This window comes from Sphaerotilus sp. FB-3 (genome assembly GCF_023706025.1).
GTDB lineage: Bacteria > Pseudomonadota > Gammaproteobacteria > Burkholderiales > Burkholderiaceae_C > Sphaerotilus > Sphaerotilus sulfidivorans.
Map to the genome: position 1 here is coordinate 1 of NZ_BQWE01000008.1, position 15,214 is coordinate 15,214.

The following is a 15,214-nucleotide window of genomic DNA, read 5'->3' on the forward strand; positions in this document are numbered from 1 at the left end:
ACAGGCACTTGATGCTCAGGCAGAACTGGATCGCCGCGTCCGAGAAGGTCTGCCTGCGCCCGCGCTTGCCCGACGGCGCCGCCCGCCACTGCATGTCCCGGTCCAGCCACATCGTCAACGCTCCCCGCGCCTTCAGCGCCGCGTTGTAGGCCTTCCAGTTCGTCGTGCGGTACTTCGTCCGCTTCTTCTTGGCTTCGCTCACCGCGTCAGTCTACGAGCGCTCGGACGCTCGCTTTGTGCAACAGAGCCACCCTGCGACGCGGGCGATGGTGTAACTCCGTCTGGGGTCAGGGGAAACTCAGCCCCGGTAGGGTTGTGCAATAATACCCTCGATTCCGCATGAATTCTGAAAATATTTGTGATTGCATCAAGAGTTTATGTATTTAAAGCGACTTCACAGAAGTTTTTGACCTGTCTTGAGTTATCGCCACCAATGACTTGGGACATTTTTGAGGCAAATAACTTCAATGGAGCCGCTTTATGTCGGCAGCGTTTATGCTGCGATCAACATCCCCTCATTCGGACGATCGGAATCTGAGCGATCATCTTTTTCTGCTGCGTATGTTGATTGGCGGGTATTTGTGGAGGCGCCGCTCCCGTATATTTTTTTTGCGTCTTGGTTTGCCGGATCCCAGCTCCAACTCTCATCGGATATTTCATCGTTGCTGGGGGATTCAAGGTATCGTTGCGAGAACACTTTCACTGCTTTTCCTCGTGAGGGGGTTGAAAAAAATCAACTATCGATCCAGAAATATCTAGGCCAGTTAGATCTTCAATCCAAAGCCACTGCCCCATTGTATTGACTTCGAGAAAGTACCAATCATCTGACGGCGACACAATAAAATCTAGAGCGCCAAAATTTAACCCCAAAGAATTCATTAAGGCCCTGACTTTATTTTTAATGTTTTGTGGCGGATCTAAAGAATAGTGAGGAGTATGCGGAACATCGTACCTACGCCAGTCAATATTGGCTCGGCTTGATTTTTGAGAATCTATTCGACACACATGGTGATCTTGTCCAACCACTGTATATCTTACTTCGTATTGTTTTTCGATGTAGGCTTGAACAAAAACTGGATTTTCGCCTTCGTTTGCAAATTCCTCAAGATCTTGGATTGATATTTTGTTGACATACATTCCTTTGAATGATTTGTCGGATGGATCTCTGTAAAACTCTTGATTTTGAGGCTTCAAAACAACTGAATCATAGAGCTTGGAAAAATTTACAATTTCTGATTTTTTATTGCTCACAATATATGGCGGAATTAAAAATCCGATTTCTGAGGCTATATCTAATTGCAAATATTTATTTTCAGCTTGGTATGACTTTGCTAATGGATTGAGCCATTTTTTACTTTTCAGTGATTTATATAGACCAAGCAATGTTTTGTTCCATTCTCCGCGCCATATTTTAAATCCAACGTCATCCGTTTCTTCGTCGAGCATAACCTCGACAAATGGCCTCCTTGTCCAGATGGAGTAAATTTCATGCGAAGAAATTTGCTTCTTGTTTTGGTATATCAGCCATTCGCCCCCATTAAATGTCACCAAGGTCTGCTGAAGCGATGCAACATCTAAATTGAGTCTAAAATAAGAAAAATTATTTAAATCAAATTTTTTGCATACAATATCGGCATGCTTGTCATGTTGATCTGTTAGAACTAAAATCATGATGAAATTTTGTCTTTTACTGTACAGCTAACGAAGCACAAATCTTATTAAGTATTGTTTTTTCTGTCTACGGCAGGGGCATCATAAGCATCTATCTGCCAAAAGTTCGTGAAAAAAATCACAAATGAACGGCGTGCCTTGTCGGGACTAACAGGGTGGGCTTAGTTGTACAACCCTGCCGGCTGGTGGCCGAGCAGTGAGGTTGGCTGGGGGATGAGCAAACCAGCCAAGCAGAGGGACAAGACGACAAAATAGGTGACCTGCACGAAGGCGCTGAGGGCTAGGAAATCGCGGATGATGTGGCTGGACCGGGCCGGCCAGCGGCCAGGGCGATTGCATTAGCCACCGCTCGAAGTTTGTGCATGGCTGACTGAACCGGGCGTCAAGCCGAAGAGCCCTTGCAGGTAGTCATGGCTCTGTTGCACAAACCCACGAGCAGACGCCCTGACCCCAACCCCGGACGGACTCATGCCACGGCACCCACCGGCACGGTCTGCGGCCGGCCGATCTGACTGAAGCGGTTGAGCACGGCCACGCGCACATGCAGCTCCACCACCTGACGCTCGAAGGTGCGCGCCGTGACCCGCTCGCCCAGGCGCTTGAGGCAGTGCATCTTGGTCTCCACCAGGCTGCGCCGGTGATAGCCGCTCCACGTCTTCCAGATGCTTGTGCCCAGGCGCTGGCATGCCCGGACGGCCTCGTTTCGGGACTCGGATCCCGGACTGGAGCGGCGCCACAGGCGAGCGTTCTTGCGCGGTGCGATCACTGCCACCGCGCCGCGCTGCGCGATCGCATCCCGGCACGCCCTCGTGTCGTAGGCGCCGTCTGCGGTGACGCTGGCAACGGCCTCGTCCGGCGCGATCTGCGCCAGCAGCTCGGGCAGCATCGGCGCGTCGCCAATCGCATTGCTCGTGACCTCGACCGCGCGGATCTCCAGCGTCTGCGCGTCGATGCCCAGATGCACTTTGCGCCACTCGCGGCGGTACTCGGCCCCGTGCTTCTTGCGCTTCCACTCACCCTCGCCGACGAACTTGACCCCCGTGCTGTCGACCAGCAGCTGCAGGGGCTCGGCGCTGGGACGGTAGGTGATCTGGGCCTGCAGCGTCTTCTGACGTCGGCACACCGTGCTGTAGTCCGGCACCGGCCAGTCCAGCCCCGCCAGCCGCAGCAGGCTCTCCACCAGCCCCAGCGTCTGACGCAACGCCTGCCCGAACAAGCACTTGATGCTCAGGCAGAACTGGATCGCCGCGTCCGAGAAGGTCTGCTGGCGACCGCGCTTGCCCGACGGCTTGGCCAGCCACTGCATGTCACGGTCCAGCCACAGCGTCAGCGCGCCTCGCGCCTTCAGCGCCGCGTTGTAGGTCTTCCAGTTCTTCGTGCGGTACGTCGTCCGCTTCTTCTTGGCTTCGCTCACCGCGTCAGTCTACGAGCGCTCGGACGCTCGCTTTGTGCAACAGAGCCGTGCAGGTGCGCCACGAGTCGCCGCGCAGCGGCCGCATCGTCGCGCTCAACATGATCGGGCCGCTGTGCGTGCTGGTCTCGCTGATCGGCGCCTTCAACATTTCTTCCTTCTTCAGCCAGTCGCTGTGGCTGCTGCTGACGCTGGCCGGCTGGTGGAAAAGCCGGCGCTGAGGGCCGGCCGCCGCCCCGTCCGGGCCCGATGGAGCGCTTGTCGCCGCAGGACATCTTGGTGTCGTTCCCGGATCATCCCGGCGATCATCGCGGCCTTAACGTGGAGTCGGTCACACGCCATTCCCATACCCCTCTTGCTGGAGCATTTCCATGACTGACGACAAGGCCCTGATGAATCGCCGGCATTTCCTGGCCGGCACGACCACCACCCTGGCGCTGGCGGGCACGCCGCTGTCGGTGCTGGCCCAGGCCAAGCCCATCCGCATCGGCTGGACCGCCTGGTCCGACGCCGAGGCGGTCACGAACATCGCCAAGCTCATTCTCGAGCAGCGCCTGGCGCAGAAGGTCGAGCTGGTGATGACCGATGTGGCGCTGCAGTACGCCGGTCTGGAGCGCGGCCAGATCGACCTGATGCTGATGGCCTGGCTGCCGGGCACGCACCAGAGCTATTACGAGAAGGTCAAGGGCTCGGTCGAGAATCTCGGCGCGCTCTACACCGACGCCAAGCTGGGCTGGGCGGTGCCGGCCGACATTCCGGTGGCCACGCTGAAGACCATCGACGACCTGAAGAAGCCGGAGGTGATGGAGAAGCTCGGCGGCAAGATCCAGGGCATCGATGCCGGCGCGGGCCTGATGAAGCTCTCCGAGGCTGCGATCAAGACCTACGGCCTCGACTACAAGCTGCTGACCGCGTCGGATGCGGCGATGGTCTCGGCGCTGGACCGCGCGATCCAGCGCAAGCAGTGGATCGTCGTCACCACCTGGTCGCCGCACTGGATGTTCTCGCAGTACAAGCTGCGCTATCTGGAAGACCCGAAGCAGGCGCTGGGCGGCGCCGAGTCGATCCACGCGCTGGCACGCAAGGGCTTCAGCGCCGACTTTCCCGCGGCCGCGGCCTTCATCCGCAACCTGAAGATCTCGCTGGCCGACCTGGAGGGCGTGATGCTCAAGGCCCGCGACAGCAATGCCGCCAAGGAGGCCGCGGCCTACATCGCCTCGCATGGCGAGCAGGTCAACCGCTGGGTGGCTGCGGCGGGCAAGTAATCCGCCTCATCCGACGCAAAAAGGGCCGGGGTTCTGCCCCGGCCCTTTCCTGTCCTGGCGCCGCGCGGACTCAGCGCCCCAGCGCCTGCGGCTGACCGCCCTTGAAGCCGTAGACGCTCACCGGCGACTGCTTCAGGTCATGCGCGGCGTTGAAGGCGTATTCGCCGGCCACGCCGACATAGCGGCCGGCGGCGAGCTGCTCGGCCAGCTTGCCCGGATCGGTCGAGCCGGTCTTCTGCATCGCGTCGGCCAGCAGCATCGCCGCGTCGTAGAAGGACACCGCGTAGGTCAGCGGATCGCGCTGGTAGGCGGCGCGGTACTTCGCCGCGAAGGCGCGGCCCGCATCGGCCTGGTCCAGCACCACGCCGGCCTGGCTGCAGAACACCCGGCCGTCGGCCAGACTGCCGCCGCTGAGCCGGCTGGTCTCGGTGGTGCAGATGCCGTCGCCGCCGAGCAGCGGCGCGCGGATGCCCTGCGTGACCATCTGGCGCAGCATCGGCCCGGCCTGCGAGGAGTAGCCGCCATAGAAGACCACGTCGGGCTGGGCGGCGCGGATCGAGCTGAGGATCGCGGTGAAGTCGGTCGCCTTGTCGGTGGTGTATTCCTGGCGCACGACGGTCATGCCCTGGCGTTTGGCCTCGCCCACGAACTCTTCCACCAGACCCTGGCCGTAGGCGGTGCGGTCATCGATCACCGCCACCGTCCGGGCCTTCATCTTCGTGGCCGCATGCACCGCCATCGACACGCCGACCTGCGCGTCGTTGACGCCGACGCGGAACAGGCGCGGATAGCCGAGCTGCGTGACCTTCGGGTTGGAGGCCACCGTCAGCATCAGCATGCCGGCGTCGTGATAGACCCGGCCGGCCGGAATGGCCACGCCCGAGTTGTACGGTCCGATGACATAGCGCACATGCGCGTCGGCCAGCAGCTGCGCGACCGCCACGCCCTGGCGCGGGTCGGCCGCGTCGTCCTGCGCGACCACCTCGAAGCTGACCTTGCGCCCGCCCACCTGCACGCCGCGGGCATTGAGCTCCTTGACCGCCAGCAGCAGGCCGTCGCGGTTGTCGGCGCCATAGGCAGCCTGGCCGCCCGAGAGCGGGCCGGTGAAGCCGATCTTCACCACCTCCTGGGCCTGCGCCGACAGCGTCAGGCCCAGACCGAGCGAGAGGGCCAGCGGCGCGAGCCGCAGGCCGGAGAGAGCAGTGCGTCGTTTCATGAGTGCGGGGTCCTTTGTTCGATCTGCGAGAAGAAAAGGTCGGCGAAGCTCAGGCGGCCCGGCGCTGCCCCGGCCCCTGCGCCAGCTGAGCGCCGAGCAGCGGCGAGAGCAGCATGTCGGGGCACTGGCGGGCCTCGACGAGGCGCAGGCCGTAGGGGCGGGCGCTGCGCTCGATCAGGCGCCAGAGGTAGTCGGCGAAGCTGCGGCGGAAGACCAGCGCGACGCCTGCGGCGTCGCTGCGCAGGAGGGTCATCGAGGCCTTGCTGACGACGGTGGAGACGCAGTCGCCGGCGGGCAGGGCCTCGACGTCGTAGGGGGTGAGGTGGCGCAGCAGCTGCAGGTGGGGCAGGCCGGAGACGCGCAGGCTGGTGAAGCCGCCGCTGTTGTCGACGACCTGGGCGAAGAGGCCGGCCAGGGCGAGCTGGAGGGCGTCGAGCAGGCGGTCGCGCTGGTCGCGGGGGCAGAGCAGCCACCACTCGTCGGGGGACTGCCAGAGGACGACGCCGGCGGGGCAGCGCAGCACCGAGCGGGGTCGGGTGGGCAGGGGCGCGCCCAGCACGGCGGCGGTGGCTTCCATGAAGGCCGCGTCGTCCTGGCGCCCGCGCAGCACGAGGTAGCCCAGGTCGGGCAGCTCGGCGGCGGTGAGGGCGAAGGGGCCGGAGCCGGCGGGGCCCAGGGGCAGGTGGGCCAGGGGGGAGCGGAGTTCAGGCATGTTGACGTTCTCCCTTGGGATCGACGAAGACGGGCGAGACGACCTTGACCGGGGTGATGCGGCCGCCGGCCATGGCGAAGAGGCGCTGGCCCTCGCGCTGGGCGCCGCCGCGCACGACGGCCATGGCGATCGAGCGGCCCAGCTCGGGGCTGAGGTAGCTGCTGGTGACATGGCCGAGCATCGGCGTCGGCGTCTGGCTGGTGTCGGTGCTCTCGAGGATCTGCGCGCCTTCGGCCAGCACCAGGGCGGGGTCCTCGGGCATCAGGCCGACGAGCTGCTTGCGGTCGGTGCGGGCGGTGTCGCTGCGCGAGAGCGAGCGCTGGCCCAGGAAGCTGTACTTCTTCTTGGTGCTCACCGCCCAGCCCATGGCCAGGTCGTGCGGGCTCATCGAGCCGTCGGTGTCCTGGCCGACGATGATGAAGCCCTTCTCGGCGCGCAGCACATGCATGCTCTCGGTGCCGTAGGGGGTGATGTCGAAGTCGGCGCCGGCGTCCATCACCGCTTCCCAGAGCGCCTGGCCGTAGCCGGACTCGACATTGAGCTCATAGCTCACCTCGCCCGAGAAGCTGATGCGGAAGACCCGGCAGGGCAGGCCGGCGACGGTGCCGGCGCGCCAGTCCATGAACTTGAACTTCTCCGGCGAGAGATCGATGTCCTTGCACAGCCGGGCGAGCACCTGGCGGGACTTCGGCCCCACCAGCGCGACGGTGGACCAGTGGTCGGTGACCGAGGTCATCCAGACCCGCAGCTCGGGCCACTCGGTCTGGTGCCAGCGCTCCAGCCAGTTGAGCACCTTGGCCGCGCCGCCGGTGGTGGTGGTCATGTAGAACTGCTGGTCGTGGATGCAGGCGGTGACGCCGTCGTCCATGACCATGCCGTTCTCGTCGAGCATCAGGCCGTAGCGGCACTTGCCCGGCGCCAGCTGGCTCCAGGCGTTGGCGTAGACGCGGTTGAGGAACTCGCGGGCGTCCGGCCCGTCGATCTGGATCTTGCCCAGCGTGGAGGCGTCCATGACGGCCACGCCGGAGCGCGCGGCGCGGCACTCGCGCGCCACCGCTGCGTGCATGTCCTCGCCCTTCTTGGGGAAGTACCAGGGGCGCATCCAGTTGCCGACCGGCTCCAGCTCGGCCTGGCGGGCGACATGGCTGGCGTGGATCGCGGTGGTGCGCACCGGGTCGAAGGTTGCGCCCTCCATCGTGCCGGCCAGCGCGCCGAGGCTCACCGGGGTGTAGGCGGGGCGGTAGGTGGTGGTGCTGACCTCGGCGACCGGGCGCTTCAGCGCCCGCGCGGCGATGACGAAGCCGTTGACATTGGACAGCTTGCCCTGGTCGGTGCCGAAGCCCAGGGCGGTGAAGCGCTTGACATGCTCGATGTGCTGCCAGTTCTCGCGGATGGACAGCTCGATGTCGGCGGCGGTGACATCGTTCTGGTAGTCGACGAAGGCCTTGGCGCCGGTGCCCTCGGGGCGGCCGTCGGGCACGCGGAACATCGGGCGCGCGCCCTGGCGCGGCGCGCTGCGGCACACCGGCGCGGCCAGCAGCGCCGGCGCGCCCAGCAGGCGCAGCACCTGCTGCATCGCCTCGGTGGTCTGGGCCAGCGACTCCTGCAGCTCGAAGGCGCCGGTGACCGCACCGACGCAGGCCACGCCCTCGCGGCCCTGGCGCGGCGCGACGAAGGCGGCGACGCGCTCGTCCCAGGTCGGGCGGCGGCCGTCATGGCAGAACAGGTGCACGGTGGGCGACAGGCCGCCGGAACTCAGCAGCGCGTCGCAGCGGATCGTCGGGCCGGAGCCGGCGACCTCGTCGCGGTCCGGGTGCAGCTTGACCAGGCGCGCGGCCCGGACCTGGCTGCGTCCGCGCGCCTCGGCCACCGCAAAGCCCTGGTGCACGGTGATGCCCGCCTCCAGGCGCCGGGCGAAGCCGTTGTGGCGCGGATCGACCACATGGACCCGGGCGCCGGCGGCGGCCAGCGCATTGGCCGCGTCGTAGATCAGGTCGCTGGTGCCGGTGACCACCACCGTGTCGCCCACCCGCACGCCGTAGCGGCGCAGGAAGGTCTGGCCGGCCGAGACGGTCATCACGCCGGGCAGGTCGTTGTTGCCGAAGACCAGCGGACGCTCGATCGCGCCGGTGGCCAGCACCACCTGGCGGGCGCGGATCTTGTGCTGCCGCTGGCGTGGCAGGTGCGGATCGCGGGTGCCGATCGGCAGGTGGTCCTGCATCAGCTCGACCGCCAGCACCAGGTTGTCCTGGTAGAGACCGAAGGCGGTGGTGCGGCTCAGGCAGGTGACATGCGGCATCGCCGCCAGCTCGGCCAGCGTCGCGGCCAGGAAGGCGTCGCGGTCGCGGCCGTCGATGTTCGCGCCCGGGTCCGACAGCAGCCAGCCGCCCGGCTCGTTCTGCTCGTCGACCAGGATCGTCTTCAGCCCGGCGCGGCCGGCCTGCAGCGCCGCCAGCAGGCCGGCGGCACCCCCTCCGACCACCAGCACGTCGACATGGTGGTAGAGATGGTCGTAGTGCTCCGGATCGGGCTCGACCGGTGCGCTGCCGAAGCCGGCGAACTTGCGGATCACCGCCTCGTAGGCCGGCCAGAAGCTGCGCGGCCACTTGAAGGTCTTGCTGTAGAAGCCCGCCGGCATGAAGCGCGAGGCGCTGCCGATGACCGCCTTCAGGTCGAAGTCCAGCGAGGGCCAGCCCGAGGTCGAACCCGCCTTCAGGCCCTCGTACAGCTCGGCCTGCGTGGCCTTGATGTTGGGCACCGTGTGCGCGCCCTCCTCCATCTGCACCAGCGCGTTGGGCTCCTCGGGACCGGCGCCGATCAGGCCGCGCGGGCGCCCGTACTTGAAGCTGCGCGCCAGGCGCAGCTTGCCCGAGGCCAGCAGCGCCGAGGCCAGCGTGTCGCCGGCAAAGCCCGACAGCGCCTCGCCGTCGAACTGGAAGCGGACCGGCCGGCGGCGGTCGATGCGGGTGCCGGCAATGTCGACGCGACGCGCGGTCATGTGTGTTCTCCCTGGCGCTGGGCCTTCATTTCCGCCTCGAACAGCGGCTTGCCCTCGGCCAGCGTCCAGCTGCCCGAGATCTCGTAGGTCGCGGTGTGGCGGCGCACCGCGAACACCTTGCGGCAGGCGGCCGAGTGCTGCCACTGCTCCCAGAACCAGCCCTTGAGGTTGCGGCGCATGAAGAGGTAGTCGCCCCAGGTCGCGTCGTCGACCTCGGCGGGGTTCTCGGGGCGGGCGATGTAGGCCTCGCCGGCGTAGCTGAACTCCTCCTCGTCTCGGAGTTCGTCGCAGTGCGGACAGTGCAGTCGGAGCATGGGTTCAGGTCCTGCAGAAGGTCAGTGCGCCACGGCTGCGGCGCCGTGCTCGTCGATCAGGTGGCCGCTGTGGAAGCGGTCGATCGAGAAGGCCTCGTTGAGCGGGTGCGGCCGGTCGTTGGCGATGGTGTGCGCGAACACATGGCCCGAGCCCGGCGTCGCCTTGAAGCCCCCGGTGCCCCAGCCGCAGTTGAAGTACAGGCCCTGCACTTTCGTCTTGCTGATGATCGGGCAGGCGTCCGGCGACACGTCCACGATGCCGCCCCACTGCCGGTTCATGCGCACCCGCGAGAACTGCGGGAACAGCTCGATGATCGCCGCCGCGGTGTGGTCGATGACATGCGGGCTGCCGCGCTGGCCGTAGCCCAGGTAGCTGTCGATGCCCGCGCCGATCACCAGCTCGCCCTTGTCGGACTGGCTGAGATAGCCGTGCACCGCGTTGCTCATGATCACGGTGTCGATCACGCGCTGCATCGACTCCGAGACGAACGCCTGCAGCGGATGGCTCTCGATCGGCAGCCGGATGCCGGCCATGCGCGCCAGCACCGACGAGTGGCCCGCGGCCACGCAGCCCACACGGCCCGCCTTCACATAGCCCTGGCTGGTCTGCACGCCCTGCACGCGGCCGCCCTGGATGTCCAGGCCGGTCACCTCGCAGTTCTCGATCAGGTCCACGCCCAGGCGGCTCGCGGCCCGTGCGAAGCCCCGCGCCACCGCATCATGGTGCGCGATGCCCGCGCGCGGCTGCCAGCTCGCGCCCAGCACCGGATAGCGGCTGCGCCGGCTGCAGTCGAGCTGCGGAATCTTCTCCGCCACCTCGTCGCGCGTCAGCACATGCGCATCCACCCCCTGCAGCCGGTTGGCGTTGACCCGGCGCTCGATGTCGCGCATGTCCTGCAGCGTGTGCCCCAGGTTGAAGACGCCGCGCTGGCTGAACATCACGTTGAAGTTGAGGTCCTCGGTCAGGCCCTCCCAGAGCTTCATGCCGTGCTCGTACAGCAGCGCCGCCTCGTCCCACAGGTAGTTCGAGCGCACGATGGTGGTGTTACGCGCGGTGTTGCCGCCGCCGAGGTAGCCCTTCTCCAGCACCGCGATTCGGCCCGCCTTGTGGTTCTTCGCGAGGTAGTAGGCGGTGGCCAGGCCGTGCCCGCCCCCGCCGATGATGACCACGTCGTAGCCGGACTGCAGCGGCCGGCGTGTCCACGCCGGCTCCCACGTCCTGTGGTGGCTCAGGCCGTTCTTGAAAAGGCTCCACCATGAATAGTTCTGGCCTGACATTTGTCTGGACTCCTGGCTGATCGGGATGGGTCCATTCTTCGTGTCCGACCCCGGGCGCGATTGCCGCATCGCGACACCCTCTTGTCGGATCACGACAGGCTCAGGTCGCGGGCAGGGCCAGCGGATCGCTCATCGCCAGCGCGTCGACCTTGCCGCGGCGCAGCGCGCTGGCCGGGTAGCCGAAGACCTCGCGGAAGCGCCGCGAGAAGCCGGCGCTGTCGCCGAAGCCGCATTCCAGCGCGATCTGCGACAGTGGCAGCCGGGTGTGCTGCGTCATCCAGTGCGCATGGCGCAGCCGCAGCCGCACCGAGAACTCGTGCGGCCCCATGCCGATGGCCTGGCGGAAGCAGCGCTCGAGGTGGCGCAGGCTCATGCTGACGCTCTGCGCCACCTCCTGCAGCGGCATCGGGCTGGCCAGGTTCTGCTCCATCAGCCAGATCGCCTGGCGCACGCGCGGGTCGTCGGTGCGCTCGGCGAAGCTGGGCTGGGGCTGGGGCGTGCGCGCCGGAAGCGCCCCTTCCTCCAGCAGGATGCGCAGCGCCTTCGACGCGGCCGCGCGGCCGCAGTGGCGCTCGATCAGCCAGGCCGCCAGATGCACGACGCTGGTGCCGCCGGCGCAGGTCAGGCGGTCGCGGTCGACCACGAACATCTCGTGCGACTCGGCGCGCAGGCCGGGAAACTCGCGCAGGAAGTCCTGGTGATGGAACCAGCTCACGCAGACGCGGCGGCCCTGCATCAGCCCGGCGCGCGCCAGCACGAAGGAGCCGGTGCACAGCCCGACCAGCGGCACCGCGCGGGCAGCGGCCAGGCGCAGGAAGTCCTGCAGCGCCGGGCTCAGCCGGCGCGTGCCCGGCAGCAGCCCGCCGACGAACACCAGATAGTCGAAGCCGGAGGGATCGCGGAAGCGCTCGGTGGGCATCAGCTCGATGCCGTTGCTGGCGCTCACCGGGCGCAGCTCCTCGGCCAGCACGCTCCAGCGGCAGTGCAGCGGACGGCTGCGGTCGCCTTCGTCGGCGGCCAGGCGCAGCGCGTCGACGAAGCCGGAAAAGGCCACCATCGTGAAGCCGGGCATCAGCACGAAGCCGACGCTCAGCGGGCGTGAATCACGCGGGGGGGACTCTGCTGCTGCGCCCGTCAGGTCGTCGACGCTGCGTTCAGCACTCGACGATGTTGACCGCCAGTCCGCCACGGGCCGTCTCCTTGTATTTCGTCAGCATGTCGGCGCCGGTCTCGCGCATGGTCTTGATGACCTTGTCGAGGCTGACATGGTGGTTGCCGTCGCCCCGCAGCGCCATGCGCGCGGCGTTGATCGCCTTGACCGAGGCGATGGCGTTGCGCTCGATGCACGGGATCTGCACCAGACCGCCGACGGGGTCGCAGGTCAGGCCCAGGTGGTGCTCCATGCCGATCTCGGCGGCGTTCTCCACCTGCTCGGGCGTGCCGCCCATGACCGCGCACAGGGCGCCTGCGGCCATCGAGCAGGCCACGCCGACCTCGCCCTGGCAGCCGACCTCGGCGCCGCTGATGCTGGCGTTCTCCTTGTAGAGAATGCCGATCGCCGCGGCAGTGAGCAGGAAGTCGGCGACGCCGGCACGGCTGGCGCCGGGGGTGAAGCGGGTGTAGTAGTGCAGCACCGCCGGCACGATGCCGGCCGCGCCGTTGGTCGGGGCGGTCACGACCCGGCCGCCGGCGGCGTTCTCCTCGTTGACCGCCATCGCGTAGAGGTTGACCCAGTCCATCACCAGCAGCGGATCGCCCACCGCGGCCTCGGCGCGCGAGAGCAGGTGGCGGTGCAGGTCGGGCGCGCGGCGTTTCACCTTGAAGCCGCCGGGCAGCACGCCCTCGGTGCGGCAGCCGCGCACCACGCAGTCCTGCATCACCTGCCAGATGCGCGCCAGGCCTGCATCGATCTCGGCGTCGTCGCGCCAGAAGCGCTCGTTGGCACGCATCAGCTCGGCGATGCTGCAGCGGTGGCGGCGGGTCTGCTCCAGCAGCTCCTCGCCGGTGCGAAAGGGGCGCGGCAGCGCGGGGCGGTCGGCGACCAGCGCCGGCGCGCCGGTCTCGTGGCTGACGACGAAGCCGCCGCCCACCGAGTAGTACTCGCGCCGGTCCAGCTCCAGGCCCTCGGCATCGAAGGCGACGCAGCCCATGCCGTTGGCGTGGAAGGGCAGCGCGCGGCGCTTGTGCAGCACCAGGTCGCGCCGCTCGTCGAAGGCGATCTCGTGGCGGCTGTCCAGGCGCAGCCGCCCGCTCAGGCGCACCTGCTCGAGCAGGCCCGGCACCGCGTCGACATCGACCGTGTCGGGCGCATGGCCCTGCAGGCCGAGAATGACCGCCTTGTCCGAGCCGTGGCCGCGGCCGGTGGCGCCCAGCGAGCCGTAGAGCTGCACCTCGACGCGCGCCACGTGCGCCAGCAGCCCGGCCGCGTCGAGCCGCTGCACGAACATCCGCGCGGCCTTCATCGGCCCCACCGTGTGCGAGCTCGACGGCCCGATGCCGATCTTGAACAGGTCGAAGACGCTGATGGTCATGGTGCCTCCGGGCTCAGCGCAGCACCACGGTGCGCTGGCCGTTGATGAAGACCCGGTGCTCGAGCACCTGGCGCAGCGCCCGCGACAGCACCGTCGACTCGACCTGGCGGCCCACCGCCAGCAGGTCCTCCGGGCCGTGCGCATGGTCGACCCGCTCGGTGGCCTGCTCGATGATCGGGCCCTCGTCGAGGTCGGGCGTGGCGAAGTGCGCGGTGGCGCCGATCAGCTTCACGCCGCGCTCGAAGGCCTGGTGATAGGGCCGAGCGCCCTTGAAGGCCGGCAGGAAGCCGTGATGGATGTTGATGACCCGCCCGGCCAGACGCTCGCACAGGCGGTCCGACAGCACCTGCATGTAGCGCGCCAGCACCACCAGATCGGCGCCGGTGTCGTGCACCAGCCCGAGCAGTCGCTCTTCCTGCGCCGCCTTGGTCTCGGGCGTGACCGGCAGGCAGTGGAAGGGCAGGCCGTGGGCCTCGGCCAGACCGCGCAGCGTCTCGTGGTTGGAGACGACCGCCACCGGCTGCATCGGCAGCTCGCCATGCTTCCAGCCGGCCAGCAGCTCGACCAGGCAGTGGTCGAGCTTGGAGACCATCAGCAGCACGCGCAGCGGCTGTGCCAGGTCATGCACCTGCCACTGCAGTGCATCGCACTGCGGCGTCAGCACGGCGAATTCCTCGCGCAGCCGCACCAGATCGTCGGCGCGGGCCTCGGCGCGGCGGAAGACCGCGCGCACGAAGAAGCGCGCGGTCGGCGGGTCGTCGTAGACGGTGAACTGCTCGACATAGGCCTGGTGCCGGCCGAGAAAGGCCGCCACCGCGGCCACCTGGCCGGCGGCGCTGCGGCAGGCCAGCGTGAGCGCGTAGCGACGCGGCGAGGGAGAGTCGGACATGGACATCGGGAGCCACCTTGCGAAACGCGGACCGCTGCGGTCCGCCGGGCTCCACTGTCGGCAGTCCGCCCCATCAGGGCTTGTCCGATTCCGACATCCGCTTGCCCGGGCTCGCCAGTGCGGGCGCCGCCGGCCGCGCTCAGCCGATGACCGATTCCGGGTAGAGCCGGCGGATCTCGTCGATGCGGCCAAGCAGATCGTTGAGGTGTTCGCGAACCGCGGTTCGTGCCGCGCTGGGTTCGCGCCGAGCGATCGTCGCGGCAATCTGTTCATGCTGTGCCAGCACCGAGGCGATGTTGCCCGCCTCTGGCAGATGCAGCCGGCACAGCCGGTCGATGTGGCCGCTCTGCCGGCGCACCAGTGCCCACAGCGCCTCCCGGCCCAGCGCGACGTACATCGCCTGGTGGAAGGCCTGGTCGGCCTCGATGAACTCGACACAGTCCGCATCGGTCAGCGTGCCGGTGGCCTCCTGGCGCGCCAGTGCGTCGGTCAGGCGGGCCTCCAGCGCGGCGTCGGCCTCGCCGCAGGCCAGCCGCTCGACGATCTCCAGCTCCAGCTCCAGCGCCTGCCGCAGCAGATGCGCCTGGGTGGCGGCGGCCAGGTCGATGCGGCTGACCACCGTGGCGTGCTGCGCGAAGATCTGCACCAGCCCCTCCTCGCCGAGCTTGATCAGCGCGTCGCGGATCGGCGTCTGGCTCACGCCGAAGGCCTCGGCCAGCTCGCTGCGCACCAGCACCGTGCCGGGGGCCAGTTCCATCGAGACGATGCGCGCGCGCAGCTGCTCGAAGATCTGCGGCGCGGCATGGCGCGAGCGGTCGAGCGTGGTTCTGGGAAGAATGGCGGACAGCGGACGGGCAACAGACTTCGCGGGCTTGGGCATGGCCGCAAATTCTATGCCCATACAGGAAGGGGTTTCTTCGCTCCGCTGC

The 15,214-nt window shown here is 67.1% G+C and carries 14 protein-coding genes; 2 read left to right on the forward strand and 12 right to left on the reverse strand.

The features are described 5' to 3' along the window. The 3 genes from NFT33_RS03660 to NFT33_RS03670 all read right to left on the reverse strand — a co-directional run. Positions 1-202 (reverse strand): transposase (locus tag NFT33_RS03660; protein WP_251673224.1); only part of this gene is annotated, 202 nt, incomplete at its 3' end. 497 nt (positions 203-699) lie between these two features. Next, entirely contained in the window at positions 700-1,671 is a 972-nt protein-coding gene (locus NFT33_RS03665) for an MvdC/MvdD family ATP grasp protein (protein WP_251673226.1), read from the reverse strand. A 466-nt stretch (positions 1,672-2,137) separates the two neighbouring features. Further along, entirely contained in the window at positions 2,138-3,085 is a 948-nt protein-coding gene (locus NFT33_RS03670) for an IS5 family transposase (RefSeq protein WP_251673228.1), read from the reverse strand. 32 nt (positions 3,086-3,117) lie between these two features. Here NFT33_RS03670 and NFT33_RS03675 point away from each other — a divergent pair, with 32 nt between their 5' ends. Further along, complete coding sequence (locus NFT33_RS03675; protein WP_251673230.1) at positions 3,118-3,303, forward strand: CBU_0592 family membrane protein; 186 nt, start codon at positions 3,118-3,120, stop codon at positions 3,301-3,303. Positions 3,304-3,453: 150 nt separating this feature from the next. Beyond that, positions 3,454-4,347: a glycine betaine ABC transporter substrate-binding protein gene (locus NFT33_RS03680; protein WP_251673232.1), complete on the forward strand. Its 894-nt coding sequence runs from the start codon at positions 3,454-3,456 to the stop codon at positions 4,345-4,347. 70 nt (positions 4,348-4,417) lie between these two features. Here the strand turns inward: NFT33_RS03680 and NFT33_RS03685 are convergent, their stop codons facing one another. From NFT33_RS03685 to NFT33_RS03725, 9 genes are all read right to left on the reverse strand, one after another. Beyond that, entirely contained in the window at positions 4,418-5,563 is a 1,146-nt protein-coding gene (locus tag NFT33_RS03685) for a branched-chain amino acid ABC transporter substrate-binding protein (RefSeq protein ID WP_251673234.1), read from the reverse strand. A gap of 49 nt (positions 5,564-5,612) precedes the next feature. Continuing rightward, positions 5,613-6,275, reverse strand: a complete 663-nt coding sequence (locus NFT33_RS03690; RefSeq protein ID WP_251673235.1) for a sarcosine oxidase subunit gamma — start codon at positions 6,273-6,275, stop codon at positions 5,613-5,615. Then, positions 6,268-9,273, reverse strand: a complete 3,006-nt coding sequence (locus NFT33_RS03695) for a sarcosine oxidase subunit alpha family protein (RefSeq protein WP_251673237.1) — start codon at positions 9,271-9,273, stop codon at positions 6,268-6,270. The genes NFT33_RS03690 and NFT33_RS03695 overlap by 8 nt, the downstream gene beginning before the upstream one ends. After that, positions 9,270-9,587, reverse strand: coding sequence for a sarcosine oxidase subunit delta (locus tag NFT33_RS03700; RefSeq protein WP_251673239.1), 318 nt, complete (start codon positions 9,585-9,587; stop codon positions 9,270-9,272). Before NFT33_RS03700 ends, NFT33_RS03695 begins: the two co-directional genes overlap by 4 nt. Positions 9,588-9,608: 21 nt before the next feature. After that, positions 9,609-10,865, reverse strand: coding sequence for a sarcosine oxidase subunit beta family protein (locus tag NFT33_RS03705; protein WP_251673241.1), 1,257 nt, complete (start codon positions 10,863-10,865; stop codon positions 9,609-9,611). Between the two features lie 100 nt (positions 10,866-10,965). Next, entirely contained in the window at positions 10,966-12,054 is a 1,089-nt protein-coding gene (locus tag NFT33_RS03710) for a GlxA family transcriptional regulator (protein ID WP_251673242.1), read from the reverse strand. After that, positions 12,020-13,396, reverse strand: a complete 1,377-nt coding sequence (locus tag NFT33_RS03715) for an L-serine ammonia-lyase (protein ID WP_251673244.1) — start codon at positions 13,394-13,396, stop codon at positions 12,020-12,022. Before NFT33_RS03715 ends, NFT33_RS03710 begins: the two co-directional genes overlap by 35 nt. Positions 13,397-13,409: 13 nt before the next feature. Next, positions 13,410-14,285, reverse strand: coding sequence for a formyltetrahydrofolate deformylase (gene purU, locus NFT33_RS03720; protein WP_251673312.1), 876 nt, complete (start codon positions 14,283-14,285; stop codon positions 13,410-13,412). A 139-nt stretch (positions 14,286-14,424) separates the two neighbouring features. Further along, a complete protein-coding gene (locus NFT33_RS03725; RefSeq protein ID WP_251673247.1) occupies positions 14,425-15,165 on the reverse strand; it encodes a GntR family transcriptional regulator in 741 nt (246 codons plus the stop codon). Positions 15,166-15,214 lie beyond the last annotated feature (49 nt).

Coding starts and splice junctions, on each gene's coding strand:
- NFT33_RS03685 (WP_251673234.1), bottom strand. CDS start 5,563: ATGAAACGACGCACTGCTCTCTCCGGCCTGCGGCTCGCGCCGCTGGCC.
- NFT33_RS03690 (WP_251673235.1), bottom strand. CDS start 6,275: ATGCCTGAACTCCGCTCCCCCCTGGCCCACCTGCCCCTGGGCCCCGCC.
- purU (WP_251673312.1), bottom strand. CDS start 14,285: ATGTCCGACTCTCCCTCGCCGCGTCGCTACGCGCTCACGCTGGCCTGC.
- NFT33_RS03700 (WP_251673239.1), bottom strand. CDS start 9,587: ATGCTCCGACTGCACTGTCCGCACTGCGACGAACTCCGAGACGAGGAG.
- NFT33_RS03695 (WP_251673237.1), bottom strand. CDS start 9,273: ATGACCGCGCGTCGCGTCGACATTGCCGGCACCCGCATCGACCGCCGC.
- NFT33_RS03715 (WP_251673244.1), bottom strand. CDS start 13,396: ATGACCATCAGCGTCTTCGACCTGTTCAAGATCGGCATCGGGCCGTCG.
- NFT33_RS03705 (WP_251673241.1), bottom strand. CDS start 10,865: ATGTCAGGCCAGAACTATTCATGGTGGAGCCTTTTCAAGAACGGCCTG.
- NFT33_RS03725 (WP_251673247.1), bottom strand. CDS start 15,165: ATGCCCAAGCCCGCGAAGTCTGTTGCCCGTCCGCTGTCCGCCATTCTT.
- NFT33_RS03665 (WP_251673226.1), bottom strand. CDS start 1,671: ATGATTTTAGTTCTAACAGATCAACATGACAAGCATGCCGATATTGTA.
- NFT33_RS03680 (WP_251673232.1), top strand. CDS start 3,454: ATGACTGACGACAAGGCCCTGATGAATCGCCGGCATTTCCTGGCCGGC.